Here is a 15,077-nt window from a genome sequence, read left to right as displayed (position 1 = left end):
CGGTCGGATTGCGGGCCGTCCGCGGGTCAGGACTCGGACCGACCCTCGGTCCGACCGGCGGTCGTGCCCTCGCTCGCGACGAACCGCTCGGTGCCCTTCTCGACGAGCCACGGGAACCGGCGTGCGACCGCCAATCCGATCCGCGTCGCCCAGTCGGTCGTGACGACCGGCCCCCTCGCCTCGATCCTGTCGGCCAGTTTCCGGCCGACTTCCGCGGGGTCGGTCAGCAGCCAGTCGGGGTAGCCGATCCGCGCCGCCGACCGCGTGGCCGTCAGCGGCGGGTAGACGACCGTGCACGCGACGTCGTAGTTCCGGAGTTCGAGCCGCAGCGACCGGGTCAGCGCCTCGACCGCCCCCTTCGTCGAGGCGTAGCCGGAGAGGCCGGGGTGGCCGACGAGGGAGACGCCGGAGCTCACGTTGTGGACGATCCCGGCGTTGCGGGCGCGCATGTGCGGCAGGACGGCCCGGATCGTCCGGACGTAGCCGAAGTAGTTCACCTCGAACTCCCGGCGGGTGTCTTCGAGGGTCCCGTCCTCGAAGGGCGCGAAGTTGAACACGGCCGCGTTGTTGACGAGGATGTCGACCCGTCCCCACTCGTCGAGCACCGCGTCGACCGCCGTCCGCACGTCCTCGTCGCTGGTGACGTCGCAGCGGTGGTAGGCGACGCGGTCGGGGAACCGCTCGGCGAGCGCGCGGACGCCCTCGCCGTTCACGTCGAAGCCCGCGACGCGGTGGCCGTCCGCGGCGAGCGCCGCGGCGAGGTGCAGTCCGATCCCCTCGTTGGCGCCCGTCACGACGACGACGCGCCCGGTGGCGGCGTCCATGCGAACGGTAGGCGCTCCGGCGTACATGACCGTGTTGGCGCCCGTTCGCACGCCGTCGGTCCCGTCCGCAAGCGCGGACGGACGAGGGGCGGACCCGGGATCACGGAGTTTAATTCCGTGCGTCGCGCTCACCCACCCATGAGCGAGACAGACGGTCCGGGGAACGTCCTGTTCGTCGTCATGGACACGGTCCGGCAGAGCCACCTCTCGGTGTACGGCTACGACCGGCCGACGACGCCGAACCTGGAGGCCTTCGCCGACGACGCGCGGGTCTTCGAGGAGGCCGTCGCCCCGGCGCCCTGGACCCTGCCCGTCCACGCCTCGCTGTTCACCGGGCTCTACCCCACCCAGCACGGCGCCACCCAGGAGAACCCCTACCTGGAGGGCGCCACCACCCTCGCCGAGTCGCTGTCGGCGGCGGGTCACGCCACCGCCTGCTACTCCTCGAACGCCTGGATCACCCCCTACACCAACCTCGCCGACGGCTTCGACGACCAGGACAACTTCTTCCAGGTCATGCCCGGCGACTTCCTCTCGGGCCCGCTGGCGAGGGCCTGGAAGGCGATGAACGACAACGAACGGCTCCGCTCGCTCGCGGATCGCCTCGTCGAACTCGGCAACACCGCCCACGAGTACTTCGCCGAGAGCGGCGGCGGCGACACCAAGACCCCCGAGATCGTCGACCGCGTCCAGGCGTTCGTCGAGGAGAGCGAGCAACGGGGCGACGAGTGGTTCTCCTTTATCAACCTGATGGACGCCCACCTCCCCTACCACCCGCCCGACGAGTTCGCCGAGGAGTTCGCCCCCGGGGTCGACTCCACCGAGGTCTGTCAGAACTCCAAGGAGTACAACTCCGGCGCGCGGGACATCGACGACGACGAGTGGGAGGATATTCGGGGCCTCTACGACGCCGAGATCGCCCACATCGACCACCACCTCGGCCGCCTGTTCGACTGGCTGCAGGAGACGGGCCGCTGGGAGGACACGCTGGTCGTGGTCTGCGCCGACCACGGCGAACTGTTCGGCGAGCACGGCCTCTACGGCCACGAGTTCGGCATCTACGACCCGCTCGTGAACGTCCCGCTGCTGGTCAAACACCCCGAGCTGGACGCCGAGCGCGACACGGAGACCCAGGTCGAGTTGCAGGACCTCTACCACACCGTACTGGACCACGCGGGCGTCGACGCCGACGCGGACGGCGAGCCGTTCGACCGCGCCCGGTCGCTGCTCGACGCCGACTACCGCGAGTTCGCCGCCGTCGACGCGCCGCGCGGGGCCGAATCCCGCTTTTCAGCACACGACGACGGTGACCTCGACGGCTACGCGTTCGTCGACTACCACCGGCCGGTCGTCGAGCTGAACCAGCTGGAGAGCAAGGCCAGCGCGGCCGGGATCGAACTCGATACCGACTCCCGGTTCTACTCGCGGATGCGCGCCGCCCGCCGGCCCGACGGCAAGTACATCCGCAACGAGCGCATCCCCGACGAGGCCTACCGGCTCGACACCGACCCCGACGAACTGGACGACGTGTCCGGCACGGACGACGAGGTCGTCGCCGCGACGGAGGAGGCGCTGGTCACGTTCGAGTCGGAGATGGACGGCGAGTGGGCGGACGTGACCGACGAGGACGTGCTCGACGACATGGGCGAGGAGGCCAAAGACCGGCTGTCGGACCTGGGATACATCGAGTAACCGTGAGCGAGTCCAGTCGGGACCTGTTCGACTTCGTCGACCGGCAGACGGCTATCAAGATCGTCGGCGGGTTCGCCATCGCGCTCGTCGCGCTCGGGCTGATCGCCTACGGCATCGGCATCGAGAAGATCCGCGCGGAACTCGCCCGCGCCGACCCGGCGTGGCTGGCCGCCGGCTGTCTCTCGACGGCGGTCGGCCTCGTCGCGTGGGCGAAGGCCTGGCAGGTCGTCCTCCGGGTGGTCGGCTACCGCGTTCCCTTCCGGAAGCTCGTGGTCACCTACTACGCGGCGACGTTTGCCAACTACGTCACCCCGCTGGGCCAGGCCGGCGGCGAACCGTTCATTGCCTACGTCCTCTCGCGGGACACGGAGGCCAGCTACGAGGACTCGCTGGCCTCGGTCGTCACCGCCGACCTCCTGAACCTCCTGCCCTTCTTCACCTTCGCCGCGATCGGCACCGTGGTCCTCGTCGTCCAGACGACGCTTTCGGACCAGATCCGCGGCGTCGCCGGCATCCTCGTCATCTTCGCCGTCGGCGTCCCCGTCGCCGCCGTCGTGGGGTGGCGCTCGCGGCGCCGGCTCGGGAGCCTCGCCCTGCGCGTCGTCGCGCCGGTCGCCCGACGGATCCGCTTTCTCAGCGTCGAGGGACTTCGCGAGCGGCTGCGCGAACTCAACACGGCCTTCGAGCGCATCGCCGCCGACCGGGCGGCGCTGGCCCACGCGCTCGTCTACTCGTTCGTCGGCTGGCTGTTCTTCGCGCTCCCGCTGTACGCCGCCGTCCGCGCGCTCGGGGAGTCGATATCGATCTTCCTCGTCTTCTTCATCGTCCCCGCGAGCACGCTCGCCGGCCTGACTCCCTCACCGGGCGGTCTCGCCGGCGTCGAGGCGGCGCTGGCCGGCCTGCTCGGGACGCTCGGTGGGTTCTCCTTCGCCACCGGCCTCTCCATCGCCATCGTCTACCGGCTGGCGAGCTACGTGTTCGCGGTGCTGATGGGCGGGGCCGCCGCGGTGTACGTGGTCTCGCGGAACTGAGCGGGGTCGCGGCGTCCCAGCGGTCGGAAGTGGCGGCCGAACGGCGTCGCTCGGCGGGACAAACCGGCAGAAACGGCCGCGCGATCTCCTCAGAGGTCGCCCAGGCGGATCTCGTCGTCGGTGACGGACTCGATCCGCTCCTCCTGCAGGGGGTACGTGTCCTCGTCGCTGTCGCCCCAGCCCAGCTTCGACATGATCGCGTCCGCCATGCTCGGGTCGGGGTCGACGTACGCCGTGCCGTGGCGCACCTCGGCGACGCGACCGAACTCGTCCCCGTTCGGACCGACGACTGTCTTCCCCTCGTCCGCGTCCGTGACTTCGATATCAGGCGTCATAGCGGACGAACGTAGGGGCTTCGAGCGCCTGAGCCCGGGCCTTGCGACTGCAGGCCGACGGCCGGCGCGCTGTCGCCGTCCCCGCTCGCCCGGCCAGCGTGCCCCTCTCTGGCGATCGGTCCGTTCGGATCCGGTCAGCTGGCCTCAGAGAACGTGAGTCGGCGGGGTTCGACGGGTCGAGACAGCGGACCCCGGCGTCAGTCGGCGGCGACGGCGTCGCCGGCCTCCTGGGCCTCGGCGAGCACGTCGTCGACGGAGTCGCCGGTGGGTTCGTTGTTCAGGAGCACGTCGATGGGGAGCGTGGGGGCGCCGTCGACGAGGTTCTCCATGATGACCAGCCGTTCGCGGGCCCGGGACATCCCGACGTAGAAGACGCGGCGCTCGTTGTCGGTGAGCGTCGGGACCGGCGAGGTGCGCTTGGTGAACTCCTCGTCGCCCGGCACGTCGCGGTCGGACTGGTCGACGGTCGCGGCCATCTGCTCGACGACCTTCTCCGTGAGGTCGGTGGCGACGAAGACGTGGTCGGCCTCGCGACCCTTCGCGCTGTGGATGGTGCCCAGGCGCACGCGGTCGGCCTCCATGCCCTCGTACTCGCCGGCGAAGTACGCCTCGACGGAGCGTTCCTGGAAGCTGGTGACCTTCCGGAGCATATCCCCGGCCGCCCGCGGGTCCGGGACGAACGGGGCGTAGTCCCGGACGGTGTCGGGTTCGACCGACAGCTCTTCGAGGTCCTCGACGTCGGCAGCCTCCTCCATCGCGTCGAGCTCGTCGAACAGGTCGTCGCGCTCGCCGGACCCGAACGCGGAGTCGGCGAGCATGTCCGCGAGCCGGCGGGCCTGCAGGCCCGTGACCGGCTCGTCGGCGTCCAGCGCCTCGATGGCGCGGACGTACTGGGTGAGCCGGTCGGTCCACATCCGCTGGTCGGTCAGGCATGTGAAGGGGATCCCCTCGCCGATGAACTCGTCGATGAACTGGAACATCTGGTAGCGCGCCCGGAAGAGGATCATCGCGGTGCCGTCCTCGTCTTCCTCGATGGTGGTGCGGACGTTGCGGACGAGGTCGATCATCGAGGGGTTCTGGACGCCCTCGACGCGGCCGCCCTCCTTGCGCGGGTTGAGGTCTTTCTCCTGGCGCTTGTCGATGTGGCTGACCTCCCGGTTGACGACGTTGAGGATCCGGGAGGGGAGTCGGTAGGAGTTCGGGAGGATGTTGTCGTCGGTGACCTCCTCCTCCAGCAGGAGGTCGGGGTCGGCGCCCTGCCAGGCGTAGACGACCTGGTCGTCGTCGCCGGCGATCAGCACCGTCTCCATGTGCGGGCGCCACTCCTGGTACACGTCGTACTGCAGGGTCGTGATGTCCTGGAACTCGTCGATGACGAGGTAATCGACGCTTGGCAGTAGCGACCGCTGGGCGACCCGCTCCAGCATATCGGCGAAGCCGACCACGTCGTTCTCGCCCTTGTACTGGCGCCAGGCGCGGATCGTCTCGGGGACGCTGATGCGGTCGTCGTCGCTGGGCCACGTGGGCGTGTACTTGTTGCCGGTCTGGGCGTTGTCGTCGATCTCCGGCGGGAGGCGCACGACCTCCTCGTCCCACTTGAAGGGCACGTCGTACCAGTCGGCCACGTCCCTGCGGGTGCGCTGGAGCCACTGGCTCGTGGCGATGATCTTGTTGCCGATGGTCGTCGAGCGGGCCGTCCGGCGGCGCGAGCCCTCGTACTCGTCCTCGTACTCGATGCCGTACTCCTCGCAGAACTCCTCCTTGTCGGACTCGCCGACCACGTCCCCCCGCGAGAGGTCCAGCAGTTCGTAGGCCTTCGCGTGCATCGTGCAGACGTTCCCCTTGAGCGCGCGGGGGGACTCGCCGAGTCGCTCCGCGAGGCGTTCGCGGATCTCCGCGGCGGCCGCCCGGGTGTACGACACCACCAGCACGTCCCGGAACTCCAGGTCGTCGTTCTCTTCGAGCAGGGTCTCGACCCTGTCGAGCAGTGCCGTCGTCTTCCCGCTCCCGGGACCACCAAACAGGCGCGTCACCTGGGTGGACGGTTCAGTCATTGGACCACTAGTGGGGCCCGTGGGTCATAAACGGCGTGGCTTGGAGTCGCCGTCGCACTCGGGCGTCTCTGTGAGTTCTCAGTCCCGGTACAGCGAGACGTACAGCATCGCGAACCCGATGATGAAGGGGATGGCCTCGGTTATCCGGAAGAACAGGCGGACCGCTTCGGTCGCGTTGCGGGCACCGATCTGGGCGATGACCGTGCTCGCGACGCCCATGCTGATGAACGCGAACCCCATGAAGGCGTACTGCAGGCGCTCGGAGGGGCGCTGTCGGTACGCCTGGAAACTGATCACCGTGATCCCGAGCGAGAGCCCGAACACCGCCATTCGCATCAGCGCGAGGACCCCCCGCATGACCGCGACGACTTCTACCATTCGTCGTCTGTCCGCCAGGACGCACCGACATATAATTTCGCCGGTCCGGCGCGCGGAACCGGGCGGGTCGCGGTCGAGGACCGAACGGCGACGAGCGAGCACGGCGCCCGCAGCCGGCGACGGAGCGGGCGGCCCGGTGCCGGGCCGTCCGTGCCGGTCACTCCGGGTTCAGGTCGTCCCAGAGCTGGCTGAACCGGTCGGGGAGGTTCTCCTCGCGGTAGATCCGGACCTTGTACTCGTCGTCCTCCAGGGAGATGACCGTCGACTCGAAGTTCGACTCGTAGACCTTGTAGTGGTTGCCGTCGTCGGCCACCAGCGTCTGGTCCTTGACGAGGTCGTACTGGCTGAGCATCTCGATACGCCGGTAGACCGTCGGAAGCGACAGGTCACACTCCTCGCTGAGGTCCTTGGCCGACCGGGGCTCGCGGCTGATCGCGGCGAGCACCCGGCGGGCGTGTTCGTCGCCGATGGTATCGAGGATCTCCTCGATGGCCCGTTCGTCGTCCACTACTGGTGTGATCTCTCGAGGTGTTACAAAGACCTTTCGAGCGGGCGGCTCTTTCAGGCTCAGAAAACGCGCCTCCCCCATTATAGGAAACCCCTCGCTACCACCGAGTGCGGACCAAGTACGAGCCCGGACGGCCCATCGCACCGTGCGCATCCGTGTGTGCCTGTGGTGGGGTGTGGGTTCGACCGGTCGCGGCGGGGACCCGGCCGCGCCATCCGGCGCCCGGCGTTCCCCCGCGGTCCGGCTCGGGCCGCCCGGGCTCGTATGCGGTCCTCGCCGGCACGAGCGCACTGCCGGAGGCCGTTCCCGGCGCCATTCCCCCCAACGCGTCTCCCCCGACGCGGCCAGGGAACGGACGGGTCTTCGGACCCGCCGGCTCTCCCCCTGCCGGCCTCCGTTGCCCGCCTCCCGGTGGACTTCCCCCCCTACTTTCCCCCAACGTTCCCCCCTTTCTGACCGTCCGGTCACCGTGACGAGCTGCCGGCCCGTAGATCGATAGCGCTCGGTTCGTGGTGCGAACCTACAAATCGGCCAAGGATTGCGGTCACGGGGCCCCCGCGCCCAAGTGCTGCATTCACGCGCGAACCCAGGTGGTCCTCGCACTGTGGCTTTGCCTCGGCGTCGTAATTACCAACTACGAACGTGGAGACAATCCGGGAAGCAGCATCATCACGATGTGAGACCTCTTCTATGGCTCCCTCAAGCATTTGCCATCGTGAGCGGAATACGGCTCGTATGAGCGACAGTGATGGAAGTCCTCCGAGCGACACGATGCGGGAGCGCGTACCGGAGAACAGTCGAAAGTTCTGGTTGCTGTTGAACGCGAACCGGTGGCTAGTCGCCGCCGGCATCGCGGGCGGCGTGTTCCTCACGCTCGCCTTCATCGGGCACCTCCACCCGACCGGGACGCCGGCGCTGTTCAGCCAGGAGGACCCCATCGAGACGCTGTTCCAGGGGCTGCTCACGTCCATCATCACGGGCGTCACGCTCGTGCTCACGCTCAGCCAGCTCGTGCTCTCCCAGGAACAGGGGCCGGTCGGAGACCAGCGCGAGCGCATGGAGGGCGCGATGGCGTTTCGGAAGGACGTCGAGGACGTCATCGAGGAACCAGTGAGTCCCGCCCAACCCTCGGCGTTCCTCCGGTCGCTCGTGAAACTCACGAAGCGCCACACGGACGCCCTCCAGGACGCCATCGCGGACATCGACGACGACAACCTGAACGATCAGGTAGCCGCGTTCACAGAGAACGTGAAGCGGAACGCGGACGCCGTCCAGAGCAATCTCGAAGGCTCCCAATTCGGGGAGTTCGACGTGGTGTTCTCCGCGCTGAACTTCAACTACTCGTGGAAGTTGTACGCGGCGCGCCGCATTCGCGCAGAGAACGAGGACGTGCTCACCGAGGAAGCGCACCACGCGTTCGACGAACTCATCAACGCGCTCGAACTGTTCGGGCCAGCGCGCGAGCACTTCAAGACGCTGTACTTCCAGTGGGCGCTCATCGACCTCTCCCGGACGATGCTGTATGCGTCCATACCCGCGCTCCTCACGGCGGTCGCGGGCGTCGTCTACCTCGAACCGGCGCTGTTCCCAGGGACCGTGTTCGGCGTGCGCCCGCTCGTCGTGGTGGTGAGCGCGGGCGTCGCCGTCTCCCTGCTGCCGTTCGCGTTCCTATTGTCCTACATTCTTCGCATCGTCACCGTGACGAAGCGTACGCTCTCCATCGGACCGTTCATCCTCCGAGAGACCGACCGGTCCCGCGATCTCGACTGGGGCGAACCCGAAACGAAGAGTGATGAGAGCGCGGATGTCGGCGACGAGGGCGAGTAGCGCGAATGTCGGCAACCAGAACGAGGAGCGCGGCCCGAGACTCACATAGTGGTGTCGCGTCCAGTACCACGTGTACGACGCGGTGCTCGTCCCGACCGATGGCAGTAACGCCGCGAGTCTTCCCCATCCAGTGATCTCGCCGCTTCGGAGCTATCGCCAACTTATGGACTCCGGATGGAGCGGTGGCCGGTGTCCCCGACGCTCGACCAGCGGACGCTTGCGACCCTTGTTCGAGAGGAACTCAACGAGTTTTTGCCGGACACCGGACTCGCCCTTCGTTCTCGTTGTCTGGCGACCGTAGATCGTACTGGCTGACCGGTGGAGAGGCGTTCGCTGAACCTGCTTTTCGAAGTCTATCTGTTACGTTCGGGAGCACCCGTCACCGCCCACAGGACTATCCGACCAGAGAGCCAACACCAAGACATGGCAGAGGATAGACAGGGGCGAGAGGAGCACGCGGATCGTGAAGAGGAACGCCAGCAAGAGCGAATGCAAGAGGAGGCACGTAGCCGCACCGATGAAGAAGAGCCGATACGCGCCGATTCTGGTGAACGGCTCGGTGACCTTGATGAAGCACTCGAAACCCACGACTATCCGACGACAACGGATAAATTGGTTGAGGCCTATGGCGACTATGAGATCGAAACGCAGGGTGGGACGGAAACCCTCGATGAAGTACTTGCTGCAACCGATAACAAATCGTACGACTCCGCCTACGACGTTCGAAGGCAGCTACTGGAATTGATACATCACTAGCGAGGGGTCCTAGAACCATTCACAGGGTGGTGGTTTTTCATCGGCCATTTTGCTGAAGAAGCTGACAAGCAGATCTCCCTATATATCGTTAGCAGTCTGCTCTTGAATCAGACAGATCATCGTGCCGTCCTCCGTGTGGCTGAGGGCATGATCGACTTGAATTGTTCATCAGCGATGAAATTCTCGAAACTCAATTCGAGCAGTTCGTCCGCTCGTAGCCGAGCATCTCACAAAATTCTTCGTTGGCGTCGAGGACTGAGCCATCCTCAGCATCGTGAAGCGTTACGCCATCAGGAATCTTCTTGAATAGCTCCTGATAGTCAGTCATTGACAATTGATAACATGCAAAAATAAGTAGCCCCAAATGTGACGCACCGCTATGGGTGAGTCTTTCGCCTGTACTGAACGAACCGAACGTGGCGCTGTCTCGTCGTGCCGAGAGCGACGACCGTCGAGGCGGCGACGGAGCGCCGGTCCGCCGAGCCCGTGTACGGCCGGACCGCCGTCGGCGAGCCCGACGAAAGAGATGGTTTGATACGCTTCTGTTCCCTAGCTCCGACGAATGAGTCAGGGGACGGCCGACTGGCGGGCACAGGTGGACGCCGTCGACGCGGCCCTCATCGACGGGTGGCAGAGCGGGTTCCCGGTGCGAGAGCGGCCCTTCGAGGCCGTCGCGGCGGACGTGGGCGTCGAGGAGAGCGAGGCGCTCGACCGGGTCCGGCGGCTCTACGACGAGGGGATCTTCCGGCGGTTCGGCCCCGTGTTGAACCCGCCGGTGATCGGCAGTTCGACGCTGGCGGCGGTGCGGGCGCCGGCCGACCGCTTCGAGGAGGTCGCCGCCGTGATCAACGGCTACGAGCAGGTCAACCACAACTACGCCCGCGACCACGAGTGGAACATGTGGTTCGTCGTGACCGCCGCCTCGAAGGAGCGCCGCGACGCCATCCTCGTGGAGATCGAGGAACGGACCGGTTGCGAGGTCCTCGTCCTCCCGATGCTGACGGACTTCTACATCGACCTGGAGTTCCCGGTGGTCAACGGCGACCGCTTCGCCCGGGAGAGCCTGTCGGAGACCGGCGTGTCGGCGACGACCATCAGCGAGCGGGCGGCCGCGGACCTGTCGGCGCTGGACCGGCGCGTCCTCCTCGAAGTGCAGGGCGGGTTCCCGCTGACTGCGACCCCCTACCGGGACGTGGCCGCGGCGGTCGACGCGCCGGTCGAAGACGTGCTGGCGAGCGTCGAGAAGCTGCGCGCCGACGGTTGCATCAAGCGGATCGGTTGCGTCGTCAACCACCTCGTGACCGGGTTCGACGCCAACTGCATGGTCGTCTGGGACGTGCCCGACGACGAACTCGACGACCGCGGCGTCGACGTGGGGAAGCTCCCGTACGTGACGCTGTGTTACCACCGGCCGCGCCGGCCCGACCGGGAGTGGCCGTACAACCTGTTCACGATGATCCACGGCCGCGAGCAGGACGCCGTCGACGCGAAGATCGACGAGCTGGCCGCCGAGTACCTGCCCTTCGAGCACGAACGGCTCTACTCGACGGAGACGCTGAAGCAGACGGGCGCGCGTTACGAGGACCTCGTCGACGAGCGGACCGACGAGTGACCGCCGAGACCGCCGAGATCCGGGCTCGGAACCCGCGTGCGAACCGACGGAAGCTTTTTGCGCCCCCTCACTCCATATGTCCACGTTCGTATGACGGGTCCTGAGCGGGCTGTCGTGCTGATAGCCGACGACGAGGAGGCGGTCGCCGACGCCTACGCCGCACACGTCCGCGACACCTACGACGTGCGGACGGCCTACGGGGGAGAGGAAGCGCTGTCGAAGCTCGACGAGGACGTGGACGTGGTCCTGCTGGACCGTCGGATGCCGGACCTTGTCGGGGACGAGGTCCTGGAGACGGTCCGCGAGCGGGGGCTGGACTGCCGGGTGGCGATGGTCACCGCGGTCGACGCCGACTTCGACATCGTCGACATGGAGTTCGACGACTACGTCGTCAAGCCGGTCAGCGGCGAGGAGCTGCTCGACACCGTCGACCGGCTCCTGCGCTGCGCCGAGTACGAGCGGCGACTCCGGGAGTACTACCGGGTGACGCGCACCTACGTCGCGCTCCGGTCGACGAAAGACGACGCCGAACTGGCCGACAGCGACGAGTTCCGCCGGCTGGAGGACCGCCGCGCGGAGCTGCGCGACTCGCTGTCGGACGCCGCCGAGCGGCTGGCCGACGACGACTTCGAGGCGCTGTTCCGCGACCTCGAGGAGTGACCGGGCCGGCAGCGACCGCTGCCGTCGCCGGGTGTCGGCGGCGACGGCGACGCCGAGGATGACCACGGACGACACGGGCGGCCGCCGACGGACGCGCTCGACACGGACGGCCGCCGTCGAGGAGGTCGCCCGGGTCGGCGCACCCCGCGACAGCGGCGCGTCGTCACCGAGCGAGGCGGGTATCGAGCCTTTCGTAAACACTATTCGGGGAAGGTCCTAAGCCGGGCGCAATGACTCCGCAACTGCCGGACGTCCAGGCGTCGAGCCCGGACGTGACCGTCGGCCTCAACCGCGTCGGCGTCACCGGCGTCGAGAAGTTAGTCGAGATCAGCCGCGAGGAGAAACGCCCCTACGTCCTGATGGCCGAGTTCGAGGTGTTCGTCGACCTGCCCTCCTGGCGGAAGGGCGCCGACATGAGCCGCAACATGGAGGTCGTCGACGAGACGCTGGAGGAGGCGGTCAGCCACAGCGACCTCCGGATCGAGGACATCTGCGGGGCCGCCGCCGAGCGCCTGCTCGACAAGCACGACTACACCGAGCAGGCGGAGGTCCGCATGGAGGCGGAGTTCGTCACGCGCGAGCGGACGCCCGAGAGCGACCTCCCGACCCAGTCGACGGCCGACGTGATCGCCTCGGCGACCGCCACCGAAGACGGGATCCGCGAGGAGATCGGCGCCGAGGTCACCGGCATGACCGTCTGCCCCTGCTCGCAGGGGATGTCCGCCGCCCGCGCCCGCGAGAAACTGCGCGAGCAGGGCGTCGACGACCGCACCATCGAGGAGTTCCTCGAGGAGGTGCCCCAGCCGGGCCACTCCCAGCGCGGCCACGCCACCCTGACCGTCGAGAGCGAGGGCGGCCCGGACGTGGATCTGGTCGAACTGATCGAGGTGGCCCGCGACTCGATGAGCGCGCGCATCTACAACCTCGCCAAGCGGCCCGACGAGGACCACATGACCTACCAGTCCCACCTCGACGCGAAGTTCGTCGAGGACTGCGTCCGCGCGATGGCCGAGGGCGTGGTCGAGGAGTTCCCCGACCTCGACGACGGCGCCGTCGTCCGGATGGAGCAGTCAAACGACGAGTCCATCCACCAGCACAACGCCCACGCCGAGCGGGTCGCCGAGGTAGCGACCCTGCGCGAGGAAGTCAACGGCGACGACTAGCGGCGGTTCTGCGGCCGTCGGGGCCTGGGACGCTCGCTCCGCTCAGGACGCCGCGTCGGCGTCGGCGCCCTCGGGGTCCTCGCGGTAGACGAGCAGGTAGAACAGCGGCAGCGTCACCAGCACGGCGCCGAAGGTGTTGCGCGGCTGGGCGAACACGTCGGGCGGCGAGAAGGCGGTGCCGGCCATCATCGCCGAGAGCAGCGCGAGCAGGACGGTCAGCGCGGCCCGCTCGCGGTCGGACGGTGCGGCCGTTCGCTCGGGCCGGTAGACGACGTACGCGACCAGCGCGGGCGGGAACACGGCGACCGTGAGCGTCGAACGGACCGGGTGGTCGCCCCCGCGAGCCCGGGCGTCCAGGTACACCCAGACGACCAGCGCGACCCACGTGAGCAGCGGGAACGCGGCCGCCGCGGCGTAGGTCGCCGCCGACTGCATCGGCGCGGCCGCGAGCACGGCCCCGGTCGACTGCGGCGGCGCCGCGGCGAGCGTCTCGAACACGTCATCGCGTAGACCGGGAGCGACCCTAAGGGTTGTCGGTCCGACGGTGGCCGCTCGGGTCGGTCGCCCGCCGAAGATTGAAGCCCTGGCCGGGTCGTACGTGGGGCATGGGCAAGCGCATCCTGGTCCCGGTCGACGGGTCCGAGCAGGCACACAGGGCGTTCGAGTTCGTCGCCGAGGAGTTCGGCGGCGCGGAGGTGGTGCTGTTGCACGTCGTCAACCCCGCTGAGGCCGGTTACAGCGCCCAGGCCTCCATCCCGAGTTTCTCCGAGGAGTGGTACGAGAGCGAGCGGGCCGCCGCCGAGGAGCTGTTCGACGAGATCGCCGACCTCGCCGACGGCACCGACCTGTCGATCGAGCGGGAGATCGAGGTCGGCAAGCCGATCCGCGTCATCGTCGAGTTCGCCGAGGAGGTGGGGGTCGACCAGATCGTCATGGGGAGCCACGGCCGCTCGGGCGTCACCCGCATTCTTCTCGGCAGCGTCGCCGAGGCGGTCGTCCGGCGCTCGCCCGTCCCCGTCACCGTCGTGCGCTGAGGCGGCCGTGACGCGCCGAGGCGCGGTGCCGGTCAGTCTGTGTCGGCGTCGTCGACGTGGCGGACGATGTGTACGTCGTAGCGGGGGTCCTCGGAGACGGGCGCGCCGACGCTGGAGACCGGCGTCGAGACGCGGCCGGCGTTCTCGCTGCCGATGAAGACGATCTCGGCGTCGACCTCCTCCGCGACCGAGCGGATCGTCCGGACCACGTCGGTCGTGATGGAGGCGACCGAACTCACGTCCTCGGGGCGCTCGCAGCGGAACGTCGCGTCCGGGGCGACGGCGCGGATCGTCGCCTCCAGCGCCGACTCGATCTCGTCGGGGTCGTAGCGCTCGTCCTCGTCGATCCAGCCGCGTTCGACGGCGAAATCGCGCTCGTCGAGCGGGATGACGACGAGCGCGACGACCTCCGTGTCCGTGAGGTCGCCGAACTCCGTCGCCCGCCGGAGGGCGGCCTCGGCCAGCGCCGACCCGTCGAAGGGCACCAGATAGGTCATGTCTCGTGGTGGGTCCGCCCGCGTCTTATAGCCGGTGGGGGACCCGTCCCGGCGGTCGGCTGCGGAGCCGGTGCCGGCCGGCAGCCGGCGGCCGGTCGAAGACTCGCCCGAAGCGACAGACGAAAGGTCCGTCGCCGCCGATCGGACCGTATGGCAGAGGACGGTCCCGTCGACCCGGCCACGATCGGCGAGCGCGACGCGCCCCCCGTCGAGGAGAAGCCCTACAAGATCATCTTCGAGGCGAACAAGTGCTTCGGCGCCGGGAAGTGCGCGGAGGTCTCGGACAACTGGAAGCTGGACATCTCGACGGGGATCGCCAGGCCGGAGGCGTACTTCATCGGCGAGGACGACCTCGACGAGAACGTCCGCGCCGCGGAGGCCTGCCCCGCGAAGAAGGATCGGGGCGTCATCCACGTCGTCGACCGGCGCACCGACGAGGAGATCGCGCCCGACCCGAACGGCGACGGCACCCTGTCGGTCGACTGGTGAGCGGGCGCCGCGGGGCCGACCGGGCGTCGCGGTCGGCCGGACGGCGGTAACGCCCGGACGCTCACCGACTGGCCGGCGGCGACCGCCGGGCTCCGGCCCGGTTCACATCCTGATACCGTCGCCGTCGTTCGATCCGTCGGCTGCGCCGATATCCGATTGCAGAGCGCCCGTCGCGGTTGAACTGACCGGACGTGTTTTGTAGCTCCCCGTGCAACGG

At 68.2% G+C, this 15,077-nt stretch carries 17 protein-coding genes and 2 pseudogenes; 11 read left to right on the top strand and 8 right to left on the bottom strand.

What is annotated here, in order from left to right; genetic code table 11:
• Positions 1-26 precede the first annotated feature (26 nt).
• A complete protein-coding gene (locus ACMGFI_RS03940; RefSeq protein WP_436907500.1) occupies positions 27-824 on the bottom strand; it encodes an SDR family NAD(P)-dependent oxidoreductase in 798 nt (265 codons plus the stop codon).
• Positions 825-962: 138 nt separating this feature from the next.
• Here ACMGFI_RS03940 and ACMGFI_RS03935 point away from each other — a divergent pair, with 138 nt between their 5' ends.
• Positions 963-2,516, top strand: coding sequence for a sulfatase (locus tag ACMGFI_RS03935; protein WP_436907498.1), 1,554 nt, complete (start codon positions 963-965; stop codon positions 2,514-2,516).
• 2 nt (positions 2,517-2,518) lie between these two features.
• A complete protein-coding gene (locus tag ACMGFI_RS03930) occupies positions 2,519-3,547 on the top strand; it encodes a lysylphosphatidylglycerol synthase transmembrane domain-containing protein (RefSeq protein WP_436907496.1) in 1,029 nt (342 codons plus the stop codon).
• An 89-nt stretch (positions 3,548-3,636) separates the two neighbouring features.
• Here the strand turns inward: ACMGFI_RS03930 and ACMGFI_RS03925 are convergent, their stop codons facing one another.
• The 4 genes from ACMGFI_RS03925 to ACMGFI_RS03910 form a co-directional block, all read right to left on the bottom strand.
• Positions 3,637-3,882, bottom strand: a complete 246-nt coding sequence (locus ACMGFI_RS03925; protein WP_436907495.1) for a DUF8593 domain-containing protein — start codon at positions 3,880-3,882, stop codon at positions 3,637-3,639.
• A 197-nt stretch (positions 3,883-4,079) separates the two neighbouring features.
• Positions 4,080-5,936: a UvrD-helicase domain-containing protein gene (locus ACMGFI_RS03920; RefSeq protein ID WP_436907494.1), complete on the bottom strand. Its 1,857-nt coding sequence runs from the start codon at positions 5,934-5,936 to the stop codon at positions 4,080-4,082.
• A 78-nt stretch (positions 5,937-6,014) separates the two neighbouring features.
• Positions 6,015-6,314: a DUF7521 family protein gene (locus ACMGFI_RS03915; protein WP_436907492.1), complete on the bottom strand. Its 300-nt coding sequence runs from the start codon at positions 6,312-6,314 to the stop codon at positions 6,015-6,017.
• A gap of 157 nt (positions 6,315-6,471) precedes the next feature.
• Positions 6,472-6,822 (bottom strand): winged helix-turn-helix domain-containing protein, encoded by a 351-nt coding sequence (locus tag ACMGFI_RS03910; RefSeq protein WP_135366341.1) that lies wholly within the window; start codon positions 6,820-6,822, stop codon positions 6,472-6,474.
• 509 nt (positions 6,823-7,331) lie between these two features.
• Between ACMGFI_RS03910 and ACMGFI_RS03905 the strand changes: the two are divergent.
• The 4 genes and pseudogenes from ACMGFI_RS03905 to ACMGFI_RS03890 all read left to right on the top strand — a co-directional run.
• A pseudogene (locus ACMGFI_RS03905) lies at positions 7,332-7,502 on the top strand (IS5/IS1182 family transposase); the annotation flags it as partial.
• Positions 7,503-7,557: 55 nt separating this feature from the next.
• Positions 7,558-8,649 carry a DUF7972 family membrane protein gene (locus ACMGFI_RS03900; RefSeq protein ID WP_436907490.1) on the top strand — a complete coding sequence of 364 codons (1,092 nt, stop codon included), beginning with the start codon at positions 7,558-7,560 and terminating at the stop codon, positions 8,647-8,649.
• Positions 8,650-8,755: 106 nt separating this feature from the next.
• Positions 8,756-8,898: pseudogene (locus ACMGFI_RS03895) on the top strand (site-specific integrase); the annotation flags it as partial.
• Between the two features lie 174 nt (positions 8,899-9,072).
• Positions 9,073-9,405: a DUF5789 family protein gene (locus tag ACMGFI_RS03890; protein WP_436907489.1), complete on the top strand. Its 333-nt coding sequence runs from the start codon at positions 9,073-9,075 to the stop codon at positions 9,403-9,405.
• 190 nt (positions 9,406-9,595) lie between these two features.
• Here ACMGFI_RS03890 and ACMGFI_RS03885 read toward each other — a convergent pair whose 3' ends face one another.
• A complete protein-coding gene (locus ACMGFI_RS03885) occupies positions 9,596-9,733 on the bottom strand; it encodes a PAS domain-containing protein (RefSeq protein ID WP_436907488.1) in 138 nt (45 codons plus the stop codon).
• Positions 9,734-9,967: 234 nt separating this feature from the next.
• On the opposite strand from ACMGFI_RS03885, the gene ahbB reads away from it, so the two are divergent.
• The 3 genes from ahbB (at position 9,968) to mptA (ending at position 12,840) form a co-directional block, all read left to right on the top strand.
• Complete coding sequence (gene ahbB, locus ACMGFI_RS03880; RefSeq protein ID WP_436907485.1) at positions 9,968-11,017, top strand: siroheme decarboxylase subunit beta; 1,050 nt, start codon at positions 9,968-9,970, stop codon at positions 11,015-11,017.
• Between the two features lie 90 nt (positions 11,018-11,107).
• Positions 11,108-11,677: a response regulator gene (locus ACMGFI_RS03875; RefSeq protein ID WP_436907484.1), complete on the top strand. Its 570-nt coding sequence runs from the start codon at positions 11,108-11,110 to the stop codon at positions 11,675-11,677.
• Positions 11,678-11,907: 230 nt separating this feature from the next.
• The gene (gene mptA / locus ACMGFI_RS03870; RefSeq protein WP_436907482.1) at positions 11,908-12,840 is read left to right on the top strand and encodes a GTP cyclohydrolase MptA; all 933 of its coding nucleotides are present in this window, start codon (positions 11,908-11,910) and stop codon (positions 12,838-12,840) included.
• A gap of 42 nt (positions 12,841-12,882) precedes the next feature.
• Here mptA and ACMGFI_RS03865 read toward each other — a convergent pair whose 3' ends face one another.
• Positions 12,883-13,338 (bottom strand): hypothetical protein, encoded by a 456-nt coding sequence (locus ACMGFI_RS03865; protein WP_436907481.1) that lies wholly within the window; start codon positions 13,336-13,338, stop codon positions 12,883-12,885.
• 107 nt (positions 13,339-13,445) lie between these two features.
• Here ACMGFI_RS03865 and ACMGFI_RS03860 point away from each other — a divergent pair, with 107 nt between their 5' ends.
• Complete coding sequence (locus tag ACMGFI_RS03860; protein ID WP_436907480.1) at positions 13,446-13,874, top strand: universal stress protein; 429 nt, start codon at positions 13,446-13,448, stop codon at positions 13,872-13,874.
• A 32-nt stretch (positions 13,875-13,906) separates the two neighbouring features.
• Here the strand turns inward: ACMGFI_RS03860 and ACMGFI_RS03855 are convergent, their stop codons facing one another.
• Entirely contained in the window at positions 13,907-14,371 is a 465-nt protein-coding gene (locus ACMGFI_RS03855; protein ID WP_436907479.1) for a universal stress protein, read from the bottom strand.
• Between the two features lie 150 nt (positions 14,372-14,521).
• Between ACMGFI_RS03855 and ACMGFI_RS03850 the strand changes: the two genes are divergently transcribed.
• The gene (locus ACMGFI_RS03850) at positions 14,522-14,860 is read left to right on the top strand and encodes a ferredoxin (protein WP_436907477.1); all 339 of its coding nucleotides are present in this window, start codon (positions 14,522-14,524) and stop codon (positions 14,858-14,860) included.
• The last annotated feature ends 217 nt before the right edge of the window (positions 14,861-15,077 follow it).

It is taken from the genome of Halosimplex marinum, assembly GCF_051414075.1.
GTDB classification, from domain to species: domain Archaea; phylum Halobacteriota; class Halobacteria; order Halobacteriales; family Haloarculaceae; genus Halosimplex; species Halosimplex marinum.
The sequence above is the reverse complement of the archived record's forward strand: the minus strand, read 5'-3'. Positions and strand labels throughout refer to the sequence as shown.